Here is a 13,124-nt window from a genome sequence, read left to right as displayed (position 1 = left end):
AGCTACATGCCGCGCGGGTGCAGGACCTCCTCGGCGACCAGCCCCAGCCAGTCGACGAAGAGCGCCAGTGCGGCGACGATGATGCCGAAGGTCAGGCTCAGGATCGGGCGGTACAACCCGATCCCGGCGACAAGCCCGCCGCCGAGACCGCCGCCGCCGATGAACGTCGCCAGCGTCGCGCTCGCGACGGTGAGCACCAGCGCGGTCCGGATCCCGGCGAGAATCACCGGGACGGCCAGCGGCAGTTCGATCCGCCACAGGATGGCCGTCTTGCCCATGCCCATGCCACGCGCGGCGTCGACGAGGGTCGGGTCGACGCCGTCGAGCCCGACGATCGTGTTGCGCAGCACCGGCAAGGTCGCGTAGACGACGAGCGCCGTCACCGCCGTCGCGGTGCCCGTGCCGATCCAGAGCGCGAGCAGCACGACGAGCCCGATCGACGGGATCGCCTGGCCGAGGTTGCCCAGCCCCAGACCGATGGGCCGGGCCCAGCGGGCGCCGGCGCGGGTGAGCAGGATGCCGAGCGGGAGGGCGATGGCGATGGTGCACACCGTCGAGATCAGGGTGAGCCGCAGGTGCGCGCCCAGCTCGGTGAGGATCTCGTCGGCGTTGAGGAAACGCTGTTCGATCGAGTCGAGCGGGTGCGCACGCACGATCAGGAAGAGCGCCAGCAAGGCGAGGATCAGCAGGACCGGGCGCACCAGCAGCCCGAGCCGGCGCCGGCGAGATCGCGCGGGCGCCGTGGTGTCCGGACCCGGGCCAGGCGCCTCCTCCGCGTCCGGGTTCGCGGGCGCGTCGTCGGCGGGCCCCTCGTCGGTGGGTCTCAGCGCCGCGAAGAGGCCGGGCACGTCGCACACCCCCAGCGGCTGCGCGGTGTCGTCCTCGGTGACCACGACCGCGGTGCTGCCGGTCCGCACCATCAGGTCCAGCACGTCCCGGAGGGTGTCGTCGGGCCGGACCGGAGGCAGGCCGTCCGGCCCGGCCGCCGGCCGGAGGTCCAGGTCACCCACCCGGATCAGCGCGAGCCGCTTCAGGTTCCGCTTCGAGCCGACGAAGCTCGCGACGTAGTCGTCCGCCGGCGCGGCGAGGATCGCCTGGGGCGTGTCGTACTGCGCGATCACCGACCGCGGCCGCAGCACGGCGATCCGGTCGCCGACCTTCAGCGCTTCGTCGAAGTCGTGCGTGACGAACACGATCGTCTTGCGTACTTCCCGTTGCAGGCGAAGGAATTCGTCCTGCAGCCGGGCGCGCGTGATCGGGTCGGTGGAGCCGAACGGCTCGTCCATCAGCATGACCGGCGGGTCCGCGGCCATCGCCCGCGCCACACCGACGCGCTGCTGCTGACCGCCGGAAAGCTCACGCGGGTAACGGATGCCGTGCTCGCGGGTCAGGCCGACGACGTCGAGCAGCTCGCGCACGCGGTCGGCGATGCGTCGGCGGGTCCAGCCGAGCACCCGCGGCACCACGCCGATGTTGGCGTCCACTCGCAGGTGTGGGAAGAGCCCGATCTGCTGGATGACGTAGCCGGTGTTGCGCCGGTGTTCGTCGAGGTCGAGCGCCGACACGTCGGTGCCGCCGATCGTGACGACGCCCGCGGTGGGCTCGACGAGGCGGTTGATCATCCGCATGGTCGTCGTCTTGCCGCACCCCGACGGACCGGTCAGCACGACGATTTCGCCCGCGGGGATGCGCATCGACAGACGTTCGACCGCCGGTACCGCTCGTCCGGGGTAGTGCTTGCTGACGTCCCGCAGCTCGATCGTCTCACCGCCCAGTCCGGCTGCTCCCCCCGACGTCGCCGGAGCCGCCGCTCGGCCGGCAAGGGGACGTCGCCGGGTGGTCAGCTTGCCGACCACCACGAAGGCCAGGTCGAACAGCAGCGCCAGCACCATGATCCCGAGCGTTCCGGTGAGCACCTGGTTCAGCGAGTTGACCGCGCCGAACCGGCCGAGCCCGTCGAAGATCTCGTTGCCGAGGCCGGGGCCCTTGACATACGCGCCGATGGCCGCGATACCGATCGTGATCTGGGTCGAGACCCGGATGCCGGAAAGGATCACCGGCCAGGCGAGCGGCAGGCGCACGCGAAACAGCAGCCGCACGCGGCCGAGCCCCATCCCGCGCGCCGCGTCCACTACGGCCGGGTCGACGCCACGCAGCCCGACGATCGTGTTGCGCGTGATCGGCAGGAGTGCGTAGAGCACCAGTGCGCACAGGACATTCGTCAGCCCCAGCCCGAACGGGCCGATCAGGATGCCCAGCAGCGCGATCGACGGGATGGTCAGGAACGCCGCCGTCGTCGTGGTCGCCATCGCGCCGAGCCACCGCCGCCGGTAGGTGAGCAGGCCGATCGTCATTCCGACCAGCACGGCCAGCGCCATCGCCGCCAGGGTGAGATCCACGTGCAGGATCGCGTCGTTCACGACGTCGATCCAGTTCTCTTGGAGGTACTCCCACAAGCTCAGGGCGCCGCTCCTCCATGTCGCAGGGCAGAAAATCGCCGACCACACCAGGTTCGGCCGGGTCACAGCCCAACATGCCCGCGGGGCTCCTGTCCACAGCTCGGCGTAAAGATTCGGCACGGCTCGACCCGACCGCGGCCAAGGTCCCGGTCCGGGCGAGGGCGTCTACCGATCCGCCTACTGAACCGCGCCCGCCTGAGTCATCAACGTCTGGTACCAGCCCTCGTACGGCCGGTTCGTCGCCGGATAGTTCGCGAGCGGCGACGTCGCCTGCCCGGCCGAGTCGAAGTCCCAGCCCCGCACGACCCGGCCCGCCTGCCGAGCCGACGTGATGAACGACTTGCTCCCGGCGGGCGCGGCGTAGAAGAGCGCGCCCTGCTTCAGTTCGGCGCTGTTCCCCTCCTGGAACTCGACGAACGCGGTCTGCTCGTACCGGATCCGCGCGCCCGTCACCCGGTCTGTCGAGTAGCGCAGTGTCTGAGCGGACGAAGCGCCGTCGGCGCCTGTCCACACCGAGACCCGCGAGCTGCCCCGAGTGGCGACAGTGACGTCGTAGCGGGCATCGGAGGTCTTCGCGTTCCCGCTCCAGACGATGCCGTCGCCGTCGAAGACGCCCTTCCAAGCCCAGTTCTGGCTGCTCCCCTGGCTCTTGTGGATCTCCCGCACGGTCGTCCCCGCCGGATCGGTGAACCGCACGGTCGGCAGCGCGCCGGAGTCGTACTTCCGGCTGATCGACCAGGTGATCTCGCCGTCCGAGCCGAGCTTCCCGGTGCGATACCAGAGCGCGTCGCCGCTCTGGGACTGGTGCACCTCGACGAGCTGCCCGTTGTCGTTGAGCGCGACGGCGGGCGTCTTCCCGGTGTCGAAACGGCCGTGCCGCAGCCAGGTCACCCGGCCGTCCGCGCCGTAGGTCCCGGTCCAGTACCAGAGCGCCCCGGACCCGGAGTCGTGCACCTCGACGATCTGGCCGCGCCCGTTCAGCGCGACGGCCGGGTGGTAGCCGACGTCCCGGCGGTACTCGGTGCGGCTCTTGCCGTCGCCGGACAGCAGGGTCAGCACCTTGCCGCGCAGCGCGTCGACCGACGGCAGCCCCGACGGGTGGTCCTCGGCGAGGACGAGCCTCGAGCCGAAGACCCCGGTGAGTTCCTTGTTGAGCGCGGTGAGGTTGCCCGCGGCGAAGGAGGCGTTGTCGGTCAGGTCGTCCTTGAGGTCGAGCATGACCACCAGCGGCGCGTGGTCCGGGTGGGCGGCGGACCAGGTATTGACCGTCCGGAGCCAGTCGCGCAGCGCGTTGGACGCCGGGTTGCCGCCGGCGTGGTCGACCTGGTTCCCCGGGCTGTCGTGCCCGACGCCGTAGTCACCGGACGAGCCGTAGCCATTGTCGTGGACATCCAGTTCGAGATAGCGGACGCCATGGTCGAGCTGATACGTCAGGGAGTTCTTCGCACCCTCGACGTTCCCCGAATAGCTGTTGTGCGTCGCTCTGAAGACCGCCGACGCGAACGGGGTGTCAGCGGCGGCCGTTCCGCCGCCGCTCACCAGCACGGACACGAGCGATACCACGCCCAGCAGGGTCTTCACGCTGTTTCCTCACGTCGGGGGACGGGTCAAGAAGCGATACGCCGCGCAGCCGCCAGTGTCGCGTCCTTGGCCGCCTGAAGCCGGCGGAACCGCTCCGGTTCGGACTCGATCAGCCGCTTCTGCCACGCCGTCTCGGCTTCCTGCCAGGCGGTGACCAGCCCGGTGGAATGTTTGCACCGGACGTCGGCGAGCGCGACCTTCCGCTCCTCGTCACCGATCTCGGGCAGTTCGAGCTTCCACTTCGGATCCCCGCTCGCCGAGCGCGGGACGTCGTAGGAGTGACCCTCGCGAGCCACGCAGTCCTTCCACGCCGCCTTGGCGCGGACGACGGCCTCGGCCTCCTCGGTCTCATTGAGGGATTGCTCGTTCCTGTCCCCGAGCCATTCGGTGTCCGAGGCGGGTACGTCCTTGGCGAGTTCGGCGTCGGCCTTGCCGTAGCAACCGGGATCGTCTTCACCGGTGCCGTAGATCGCGCGCTCCTGGTCCTTCGGGACCTCGCCGTTCCACTTGTTGTTCTTCTTGCCGCGTTCCTTGCCTTCGTCCGTCGTCGGCAGGTGGTAGCCGAACGAGGCGACGAGCCCCTCGTCGAGCACGCCATAACGCCTGCTGTTGTCGTAGAAGTCCGCCGCCTCGACGACCGGCTTCGGCTCCGGCATCGTGAAGTCGATGCCCTGGTCCCGCACGCACTGGCCGACCAGCCGGTAGCGCGCCTGTTCCCGGGTCTGCTTCTCCTGCGGTGTCCACTGGTACTGGTCGAACGGCAGCGCGAGGCGGAACACCGGCCCGGCGGGAGTCGGCGGCGGCGCCTCTTCGCTGGAGCAGGCCGCGAGCGGGAGCAACGCGGCCGTGATCACCACCGCGGCGAGCGGACCACGCTTGAGAACAGTCATCGCGTTGCAGAGCCTTCCGGGAAGGACCGCAGGGCCCGGACTGGGGAGCCGGGCCCTGCGGAGTCATCGGGTCAGTCGCACCAGCTGTCGATGGACGACGCACGGTTGTCGCCGACCGAGTTGTTCGCCAGGAAGCCGTCGTTGGCCCCGTTGGAGAAGTCGCTGTTCGCGCCTTCCCAGGCGATGTGCTGGTAAAGGGTGATGGTGCACCCGCGACGGTTCTTGATCGAGCTGGTCTCGTTGTCCATGTTGTCGCTGGACCCGACCCAGTTGTAGTCGTTGAAGTTGCGGATGTTGCCGCGGAAGTCCCGCCAGTGGTTGGTGTTCCCCTGGTTGTAGTCGTTGTTCTCGAACAGGCAGATGTTGCCGGAGGTGCAGCTGCCCGCCGCGGAGGCGGGAGTGACGGCGAAGCCCATCCCGGTGACGGTGGCCGCGGTCACGAGGACAGCGGCGACACTCTTGCGCATGGATCTCTCCTTCTTCCTTCGCCCGGTCATGGGCAGGACAACAGTGCGGGGGCGCGGCTGAGCGGCTGTTGAGCGAATGTTGAACCCCGAGGTGGCGGCAAAAGTGCCGTCAACAAAGTGGTGGCCTGTATCCAGGAACGGACGAACATGAGTCTGGGGGCAAAAGTGACAGTCCGATTCGGAGTGCTCGGCACGATCGAGGCCTTCGCCGACGGCCGCACCGTCGACCTCGGCCACTCGCTGCAGCGGTGCGTGCTCGGAGCCCTCCTCGCCGACGCCAACCGGCCGGTCTCCACCGATCAGCTCGCCGAACGGGTCTGGGCCGACCGGCCACCGCACCGGGCGCACCGTTCGATCGCCAGCTATCTTTCGCGGCTACGCAAGGCTTTGGCCGATACGGACGTCGAAATAGGCAGACAGGCGAGCGGTTACGTCCTGAGAGTCTCTCCGGACGCCGTCGACCTCCACCGCTTCCGTGCCCTGCTCGCAAAAGCCCGCTCCGGCAAGGATCCGGCCAGATACGACGAGGCGTTGTTCGACGAAGCCCTGGGGTTGTGGCGTGGCGACGCGTTCGCCGACGTCGACACGCCCTGGTGCGCCGCGATGCGCCAGACCCTCGAAGCCGAACGGCTCGCGGCCGAGCTCGATCGCACCGATCTCGCGTTGCGCCTCGGCGGGCACAACTCGGCCTTGCCTGAGGTTTCCGCGCGTGCCGCCGCGCATCCGCTCGACGAACGGATGGCCGCGCAGCTGATGCTCGCGCTCTACCGCGCCGGGCGGCAGGCGGATTCGCTCGACCACTACCAGCGCATGCGACGCCGGCTCGCCGACGAGTTCGGCGCCGACCCCGGTGCCGAACTCCGCGAACTGCACCAGCGCATCCTCACCGCGGACGCCGGGCTCGACGTCGTCCAGCCGCACCTTCCGGTCCCGCGCTCGGCTCCGGAACACCTGACGCCCCTGCGATCCGCGCGCGCTCCGGTCCCCCGGCAGCTCCCGGCGCCGCCGAGCTGTTTCGTGGGCCGGGAACCGGAACTCGCGGCCGTCACCGAAGTCGTCGAGGCACGGGGCGAGACGATGCCGGTGGCGACGATCAGCGGCCCCGGCGGGATCGGCAAGTCTTCGCTCGCGCTGCGCTGGGCGCACCAGAACATCGACCGCTTCCCCGACGGGCAGCTCCACGTGAACCTGCGCGGCTTCGACCCGTCCGGTACGCCGATGGCGGCGATGGTCGCCGTGCGGGGTTTCCTCGACGCGCTCGGCGTCGCCCCGTCCGCGATCCCGGTCGACGAGAACGGGCAGGTCGCGCTTTACCGCAGCCTGGTGGCGGGCCGGAAGCTGCTGATCCTGCTCGACAACGCCCGCGACAGCACGCAAGTGGGGTCGTTGCTGCCCGGCAGCGAGACCTGCACGGTCCTCGTGACCAGCCGGAACCGCCTGGGCGGTCTCGGCGTGCTCGGAGCCCGCCCGGTGAGCCTGGACCTCTTCGCGGAGACCAACGCCAGGGAGCTCCTGAGCCGCCGTCTCGGCAGGAACCGCGTCGAAGCGGAGCCCGAGGCCGTCGACGAACTCGTGCGCTGGTGCGGCGGGCTGCCGCTGGCTGTCGGCATCGTCGCGTCGCGGGCGGCCGCGGAACCGGGTTTCCCGCTGGAGATCCTGGCGAAGGAACTGCGGGACACCTCCGCGCGGCTCGACGCGCTCGACGCCGGAGACCTCAACGCCAGCGTCCGCACGGTGATCTCGTGGTCCCACGACGCGCTCGAACCCGAAGTGGCCCAAGCGTTCCTGCTTCTCGGTATGGCACCCGGCCCGGACATCGGGCTGCCCGGCGCCGCGGCACTGGCGGGGCTGGACCGGCCGTCGGCCCGCGCGGTGCTGCGGACGCTGGTCGGCGCGCATCTCCTGCAGGAGCACGTACCCGGCCGCTATCGGATCCACGACCTCGTGCGGTTGTCCGTCAGCGAACTGGCCGACGACGCCGCGCGCGAAACCGCCTGCGACCGGCTGACCGGGTACTACCTAGGGACCGCACAGGCCGCGGCTCGCGTGCTTCGTCCGGTGCGTTCGCCGGAACCCGACGGGCCGATCGCCTTCAAAGACCGGGCCGCCGCGCTGGCGTGGTTCGACGCCGAGCACACCTGTCTCCTCTTCGCGTTGAAGAAGGGGAGGGAATTCGGCGCGCACGCGGCGGTGTACTCGATCGCCGACGCCCTCACCGCGTTCCACGTCGTCCGCGGCCACCTCCGGGAGGACGTCACCGTCTGGCAGGCGGCCCTCGACGCGGCGCAGGTGATCGGGAAACCGGTCTCGCTGGCCACCGCGCATCTCGGACTCGGCACCGCCTATGCCCGCGTCGGCGAATACGCCGACGCCTTCGATCACCTGCGCGCGTCGCTGGCGCTGGCCGGCCAGGCGGACTCCGTCGCGCTGCTCGCCGATGTCCACCGCTCGCTGGGCCGGCTCTGGGACCAGCGGAATTCGCCGCGGCGGGCCCTGCCGCACGCGCACCGGTCGCTGCGCCTCTACCGGGCGAGCCACGACAAGGTCCGCGAAGCCGACGCGCTCAATTCGGCGGGCCGGCTCTACGCCAGGCTCGGCCGCCCCGAACGAGGCGCGTTCTTCTGTGAGCAGGCACTTCTGCTCGCGCGACGCTATGGGAACCGCCGCGCGGAAGCGGTCACCATGGACAGTCTGGGCTGCATCGCGCAGCAGACCGGCGAGCACGCCAAGGCACTCGGCTACTACCGCGCCGCGCTCGAACTGGTCCACGACACGGCCGACGCGTACGACGAGGCGGGGATCCAGGCGAACCTCGGCGACGCGTACCACGCACTGGGGAACCACGGCGAAGCGCGCCTCGCTTGGACGCGAGCGCTTGAGCTTTACTCGGCACAGCACCGGATCCACAACGCCGAGGTGGTCCGGATGCGGCTTCAGGACCCGGCGTTCACCCCGTCCGGGTGGATGAGCATCGCACTCTGACCGGTGAGCACGGCGAAAGCCTCGCCGCGATGCGTGGCGAACAGTTCGAGCGCCTTTTCGCTATCACGCGCACGAAGCGCCGAGGCCAGGCGCCGGTGTTCGGCCGGGATGCTCGCGAGATAGCCCTCGGAGCTCACGCCGATCCGGGTCAGCAGGAACAGGTGCACCTGGGACCGGACGGCCTGCCACGCCTCGTTCAGCCGGCGGTGCCCCGAAGCCGCGTACACGGCGTCGTGGAAGTCGATGTCGCAGCGCACCATCTCGTGTTCGTCGCGCGCGCGATCCATCCGCTCGACGACCTCGTCGATCGCCGTCAGATCCGCGTCGGAAGCTCTCGCGACGACCAGCTGGACGGCGAGTTGTTCCAGCGCCGCACGAAGACTGTCGAGCTCGGCGACGTCCACATCGGACAGTGTGGTGACGAGAGCGCCGCGATGCCATTCACTGCGGACCAGGCCCTCGCGTTCCAGTTTGAGCAGCGCCTCGCGCACCGGGCCGCGGCTGACGCCCAGCGCCGCCGAGAGCTCCACCTCGCGCAGCTGCGCCCCGGGTGGGTAGGCGCCACCGAAGATCGCGTCCCTGACCCTGTCGGCGACCTCGTCCGCCAGCCCACGACGGCGCGCGGGCGCCACTCGGCCGGGTTCGCTCATCGCCATCCTCCGCATCTTCGCCCTACTCTTGTAGTAATGTTAACATTGATACAAGAGTTTGTCCGCCGGAAAGGATCACCAGGGAAATGACCGTCCTCGACTCGCCCGTCCCGCGCTTCCACCTCGCCATGCCGGTCGACGATCTGGCCGCCGCCCGCACCTTCTACGGCGAGGTGCTCGGCCTCGACCAGGGCCGCAGCTCCGACACGTGGATCGACTGGAACCTCCACGGGCACCAGTTCGTCACGCACGTCGCGCCCGAGCGTCCGAAGCGGATCCACAACCCCGTCGACGGACACGACGTGCCCGTCCCCCACTTCGGCCTGATCCTCACCGTGCCGGAGTTCCAGAAGCTGGCCGAGCGCCTTCGTGCCGCGAAGACCCAGTTCGTCATCGAGCCCTACGTGCGGTTCGAGGGCCAGACCGGCGAGCAGTGGACGATGTTCCTGCTGGACCCGGCGGGCAACGCCCTGGAGTTCAAAGCCTTCGCCGACGACTCCCAGGTCTTCGCCGTCTGAACGACGCCCTTGGAGGACTACTTGCGGGCAGGTGTACGGGGGTCGGGGATCGGCCCGGCGAAGAGTTCGGCGAGATCGTCGAACCGCACTACCGCCACCGCGCCCACCGCACCGACGACGGCCGACAGCGCGGCCACCACCGGATCCACAGTGGACATAGCGGACGCCCCGGCCAGTGCGATCGCGCCGGCCACGGCCACCAGCAGGAGCAGCGCGTTGCGCACCACATGCCGGTGCGCGAGCACGGTCCGCGCCGGACCGAAACAGCGGCACACCGCACCGGTCCGGCGCGCCACCGCGCGCCACACCGCGGCGGTCAGCACGCCGAACAACCCGGCCGCGAACACCAGCCCAGCCAAGGCGAGCCACCATCCGGACGCAGATCCGAAGAGGACCGACGCGGTCGCGGGAAGCAGCAGCGCCGTGATCACGAACTCCGCGGTGACGGTCGCGGCCGCGAACAACGACGTCCAGCGCGCCGGGATCCCGAACGCGGGCACCGAGGCCGCGAACTCGGCGTAGGCGGCCTTGCCCCGCACCTTGCTGACCGCGGACACCAGCAGCACGAGTCCACAAAGGACCATCGCGAACACCGCCAGGTAGACCATCACTCACCTCTGCCCGATCGGGCGGAGCACGACGCCGATCAGCGCGTCCGCCGGGATATAGCCGAGCCGCCGGGAATCGTTGCTGCGCGCGGGGTTGTCCCCCAGCACCAGCAGGTTCCCCGCGGGAACGACCGGGCCGGGTACCGGGATCTGCGACGGCACCGGATCACCCGGCACCGCCACCGCGCGCTTCACCAGCCGTCCGGCGGTCGGATCGCCCGGCGTGCCGGGCCCGCCCTGCACCACGACGATCTGCCCGGTCCGCACCCGCTTGAGCGGCGACCGCCGCACCAGGAGCCTGTCGCCGGAGAAGTAGGTGGGCTCCATGCTCACCCCGTGCACCGTCACCACGATCAGCCGCCTGCGCAGCGTTACCAGCCACCCGACGACGGCGACGACCACCACGGCCGCCGCGAGTACCACGTACATCACTGGGACACCACCTCGTCATAACCCGATGCCTGCAGGCGGAACAGTCTCCCGTATTCCCCGCCCGTGGCCATCAGTTCGTCGTGCGTACCGAGTTCGGCGACCCGGCCCTCGGCGAGCACCGCGATCACCGCGGCGTCGCGGACCGTGCCCAGCCGATGCGAGATCAGCACGCTCGTCGCGCCTTCCCGGTGCCGCCGCAGACTGCTGTGCACCTCGTGCTCGGCCTCCGCGTCCAGGCCCGAGCTCGGCTCGTCCAGGATCATCAGATCCCGCCGGTCGCGCAGGAACGCCCTCGCCAGCGCGAGCCGCTGCCACTGTCCGCCCGACAGCAGCACGCCGGTCTCCGGGTCTTCGCGGTCCGCCTCGTCGAAGAACATCCGGGACAAGAAGGTGTCGTACCCGCGCGGAAGCCCGGCCACGATGTCGTGCGCGCCCGCGCGTTGTGCCGCGGCGACCACGCGGTCACGATTCTCCATAATGGACACATCGCCGAGCCCGATGTTCTCCGCGGCGCTGAGGTCGTAACACATGTAGTCCTGGAACACCGCGCCGATCCGCGCGCGCAGGTCCTCGACCGGGACGTCGCGCAGATCCACACCATCCCACAGGATCGCTCCGCGGTCCGGGTCGTAGAACCGGCACAGCAGCTTGACCATGGTCGACTTCCCGGCTCCGTTGAGCCCGACCAGCGCCAGGGACCGTCCGTGCGGGATGGTCAGGTTCACCCCGCGCAGCACCCACGGCTGATCCTCGGCGTACCGGAACCAGACATCGCGCAGCTCGATACCCGAACGCAGCACCGGGATCTGCCGGGGTGAGAGCGGAACCGGAAGATCCGGGCCCTGCGACTCGATCTCCTCGTAGTGGTCGAACAGCAGCGTCGAATGATGCGCCGAAGCCAGCCGCGCGACGAGGCTTTGCAGCGCGCTCTGCACCCCGCCGACCGAGGCCACGAAGATCACGATGTCACCGAGCGAGAGCCTGCCGTGGGCGGCCAGCCACGCCGCCCAGACCAGGCCACCGGCCGAAACCGCCGCGGTCAGCCCGGCCAGCAGTCCCTGCATCCGCGCGTCCCGGCGATCCTGTCCTTCGACGACGGCGTGTGCGGCGGTCAGCTCGACGAGCATCCGCCGCCGGAACAGGTCGCCCAGGCCCAGCAGCCTCAGTTCCTTGGCGGCGTCCAGGCTCGCCAGAAGGTCGGCATAGAACACCTCACGGCGTTCGGTGGGCGCGATCGACCACATGACGCGGGCCCTCGCCCGGCTCAACCGCAGGTTGGCGATCAAGGCGGGGATGGCCGCCAGCAGCACGATCAACGCCATCCCGGCATTGATCACGAGCAGCGTCCCCAGGAAGCCGCCGAGCATGACGGCCGCCTGCACCGAGCCGATTCCGTCGTCGACGAGCTGGCCCGGACCGCTGCGGCCGGTCTGCTGGGCGAGCCTCAGCTTGTCGCGGAATCGCGGGTCCTCCATCCTCGCGATCCCGGCCAGCCTGCCCATCGCCCGGTAGAGCCGGTCCATCGTCACCACGGCGACCGAGCGGTCGAGCCGCTGCTTCAGGTACTCCGTCACGACGGGAAGCAAGCCCGCCATCAGGCCGGCGACGGCGAGGGCGACCGCCCAGGGCAGCAGCGTCAGCCAGACCTCGCCGGCGGCCAGCCCATCGAGGAGCACTTTGGTGCTCCAGGCGGTCGCGATCGGGACGGCACCGGCGAGCAGGGACAGCACCAGGTACAGCGGCGTGCCCACCGGGGCGGCCTGCCTGGTGAGGCGGATCGCCGCCGCCAGCAGGCTCAGGACCCGGCGGGCGCCGAGGGAGGTGTTCACAGCTTGGCCGGTACCGGCAGGGCCGACATCTCCCACCCGCTGGCCAGCACGGTCCGGTCGGCCTCGACCACGCAGAGCGCGGGGTAGCCGGAGGCACCGAAGGCCTGGTGCACGTCACCACCGTCGAACTCGCGGATCACCTCGGCGACCTCGCCGAGCCGGACGACCATGTCGGTCGTCTCCTCTTCGCTCCCGGCGGCGATCGCGATCACCTTCCCCTCGAAGCGGGTGGCGTACTCGATGAACTCGGGCATCCGCTCCTTGCACGGCTCACAGTTCGGCGAGAAGAAGCCGACGAGCGCGCGGGAACCCTCGATGTCCACGTTGGTCAGGTCCGCCCCGCGGACCGTGGTGGCGGCGAAGGCGCCGATCGTGGCGCCCGCGGGCAGCGCGATCTCCGGTTGGGCGACGGCGTTCTGTTGCACGTTCTTCAGGGTCTCGTTCTGCTCGCGCAGCCTCCGGATGATGCCGAAGCTGAGCAGCAGGTCCAGCACGCACAGGAGTCCGACGAGCACGACGGCGGCGGTCAGGATGGGCATGGTGTTCTCCAGTGGAGGAAGAGGGGCGGGGCGGGGTGCCGCGGGGGGGGGGGGGGGGGGGGGGGGGGGGGGGGGGGGGGGGGGGGGGGGGGGGGGGGGGGGGGGGGGGGGGGGGGGGGGGGGGGGGGGGGGGGGGGGGGGGGGGGGGGGGGGGGGGGGGGGGGGGGGG

General features: G+C 70.4%; 11 protein-coding genes. 2 read left to right on the top strand and 9 right to left on the bottom strand.

Annotated elements, in window-relative coordinates:
- Positions 1-2: 2 nt before the first annotated feature.
- The 4 genes from ACLJRL_RS33375 to ACLJRL_RS33360 all read right to left on the bottom strand — a co-directional run bounded on the left by ACLJRL_RS33375 (position 3) and on the right by ACLJRL_RS33360 (position 5,397).
- Positions 3-2,456, bottom strand: coding sequence for an ABC transporter permease subunit (locus ACLJRL_RS33375; RefSeq protein WP_410660337.1), 2,454 nt, complete (start codon positions 2,454-2,456; stop codon positions 3-5).
- 180 nt (positions 2,457-2,636) lie between these two features.
- On the bottom strand, positions 2,637-4,040 hold the full coding sequence (locus ACLJRL_RS33370) for a phosphatidylinositol-specific phospholipase C domain-containing protein (protein WP_410660336.1): 1,404 nt from the start codon (positions 4,038-4,040) through the stop codon (positions 2,637-2,639).
- Positions 4,041-4,066: 26 nt separating this feature from the next.
- Positions 4,067-4,930 carry a hypothetical protein gene (locus tag ACLJRL_RS33365; RefSeq protein ID WP_410660335.1) on the bottom strand — a complete coding sequence of 288 codons (864 nt, stop codon included), beginning with the start codon at positions 4,928-4,930 and terminating at the stop codon, positions 4,067-4,069.
- A 71-nt stretch (positions 4,931-5,001) separates the two neighbouring features.
- Positions 5,002-5,397 carry a peptidase inhibitor family I36 protein gene (locus ACLJRL_RS33360; RefSeq protein WP_410660334.1) on the bottom strand — a complete coding sequence of 132 codons (396 nt, stop codon included), beginning with the start codon at positions 5,395-5,397 and terminating at the stop codon, positions 5,002-5,004.
- Between the two features lie 165 nt (positions 5,398-5,562).
- Between ACLJRL_RS33360 and ACLJRL_RS33355 the strand changes: the two genes are divergently transcribed.
- A complete protein-coding gene (locus ACLJRL_RS33355; protein WP_410660333.1) occupies positions 5,563-8,379 on the top strand; it encodes an AfsR/SARP family transcriptional regulator in 2,817 nt (938 codons plus the stop codon).
- Here the strand turns inward: ACLJRL_RS33355 and ACLJRL_RS33350 are convergent.
- The gene (locus tag ACLJRL_RS33350) at positions 8,331-9,029 is read right to left on the bottom strand and encodes a GntR family transcriptional regulator (protein WP_410660332.1); all 699 of its coding nucleotides are present in this window, start codon (positions 9,027-9,029) and stop codon (positions 8,331-8,333) included. The two genes, ACLJRL_RS33355 and ACLJRL_RS33350, sit on opposite strands and share 49 nt — an antisense overlap.
- A gap of 86 nt (positions 9,030-9,115) precedes the next feature.
- Here ACLJRL_RS33350 and ACLJRL_RS33345 point away from each other — a divergent pair, with 86 nt between their 5' ends.
- Complete coding sequence (locus ACLJRL_RS33345; RefSeq protein WP_410660331.1) at positions 9,116-9,547, top strand: VOC family protein; 432 nt, start codon at positions 9,116-9,118, stop codon at positions 9,545-9,547.
- Positions 9,548-9,564: 17 nt separating this feature from the next.
- Here ACLJRL_RS33345 and ACLJRL_RS33340 read toward each other — a convergent pair whose 3' ends face one another.
- The 4 genes from ACLJRL_RS33340 to ACLJRL_RS33325 are packed head-to-tail and all read right to left on the bottom strand — an operon-like array spanning position 9,565 to position 12,955.
- Entirely contained in the window at positions 9,565-10,155 is a 591-nt protein-coding gene (locus tag ACLJRL_RS33340) for a MauE/DoxX family redox-associated membrane protein (RefSeq protein ID WP_410660330.1), read from the bottom strand.
- 3 nt (positions 10,156-10,158) lie between these two features.
- Positions 10,159-10,584 carry a S26 family signal peptidase gene (locus ACLJRL_RS33335; protein ID WP_410660329.1) on the bottom strand — a complete coding sequence of 142 codons (426 nt, stop codon included), beginning with the start codon at positions 10,582-10,584 and terminating at the stop codon, positions 10,159-10,161.
- Entirely contained in the window at positions 10,584-12,416 is a 1,833-nt protein-coding gene (locus ACLJRL_RS33330) for an ABC transporter ATP-binding protein (RefSeq protein ID WP_410660328.1), read from the bottom strand. The genes ACLJRL_RS33335 and ACLJRL_RS33330 overlap by 1 nt, the downstream gene beginning before the upstream one ends.
- Positions 12,413-12,955, bottom strand: a complete 543-nt coding sequence (locus tag ACLJRL_RS33325; protein WP_410660327.1) for a TlpA family protein disulfide reductase — start codon at positions 12,953-12,955, stop codon at positions 12,413-12,415. Before ACLJRL_RS33325 ends, ACLJRL_RS33330 begins: the two co-directional genes overlap by 4 nt.
- Between the last annotated feature and the right edge of the window lie 169 nt (positions 12,956-13,124).

The sequence above is a fragment of the Amycolatopsis sp. lyj-112 genome (assembly GCF_046549055.1).
GTDB lineage: Bacteria > Actinomycetota > Actinomycetes > Mycobacteriales > Pseudonocardiaceae > Amycolatopsis.
This window is presented reverse-complemented; position numbering and strand designations above follow the sequence as displayed.

Excerpts from the sequence above, each read along its gene's own strand:
- ACLJRL_RS33360 (WP_410660334.1), bottom strand. The coding sequence starts at position 5,397 with ATGCGCAAGAGTGTCGCCGCTGTCCTCGTGACCGCGGCCACCGTCACC.
- ACLJRL_RS33335 (WP_410660329.1), bottom strand. The coding sequence starts at position 10,584 with ATGTACGTGGTACTCGCGGCGGCCGTGGTGGTCGTCGCCGTCGTCGGG.
- ACLJRL_RS33365 (WP_410660335.1), bottom strand. The coding sequence starts at position 4,930 with ATGACTGTTCTCAAGCGTGGTCCGCTCGCCGCGGTGGTGATCACGGCC.
- ACLJRL_RS33325 (WP_410660327.1), bottom strand. The coding sequence starts at position 12,955 with ATGCCCATCCTGACCGCCGCCGTCGTGCTCGTCGGACTCCTGTGCGTG.
- ACLJRL_RS33350 (WP_410660332.1), bottom strand. The coding sequence starts at position 9,029 with ATGAGCGAACCCGGCCGAGTGGCGCCCGCGCGCCGTCGTGGGCTGGCG.
- ACLJRL_RS33345 (WP_410660331.1), top strand. The coding sequence starts at position 9,116 with ATGACCGTCCTCGACTCGCCCGTCCCGCGCTTCCACCTCGCCATGCCG.
- ACLJRL_RS33340 (WP_410660330.1), bottom strand. The coding sequence starts at position 10,155 with ATGGTCTACCTGGCGGTGTTCGCGATGGTCCTTTGTGGACTCGTGCTG.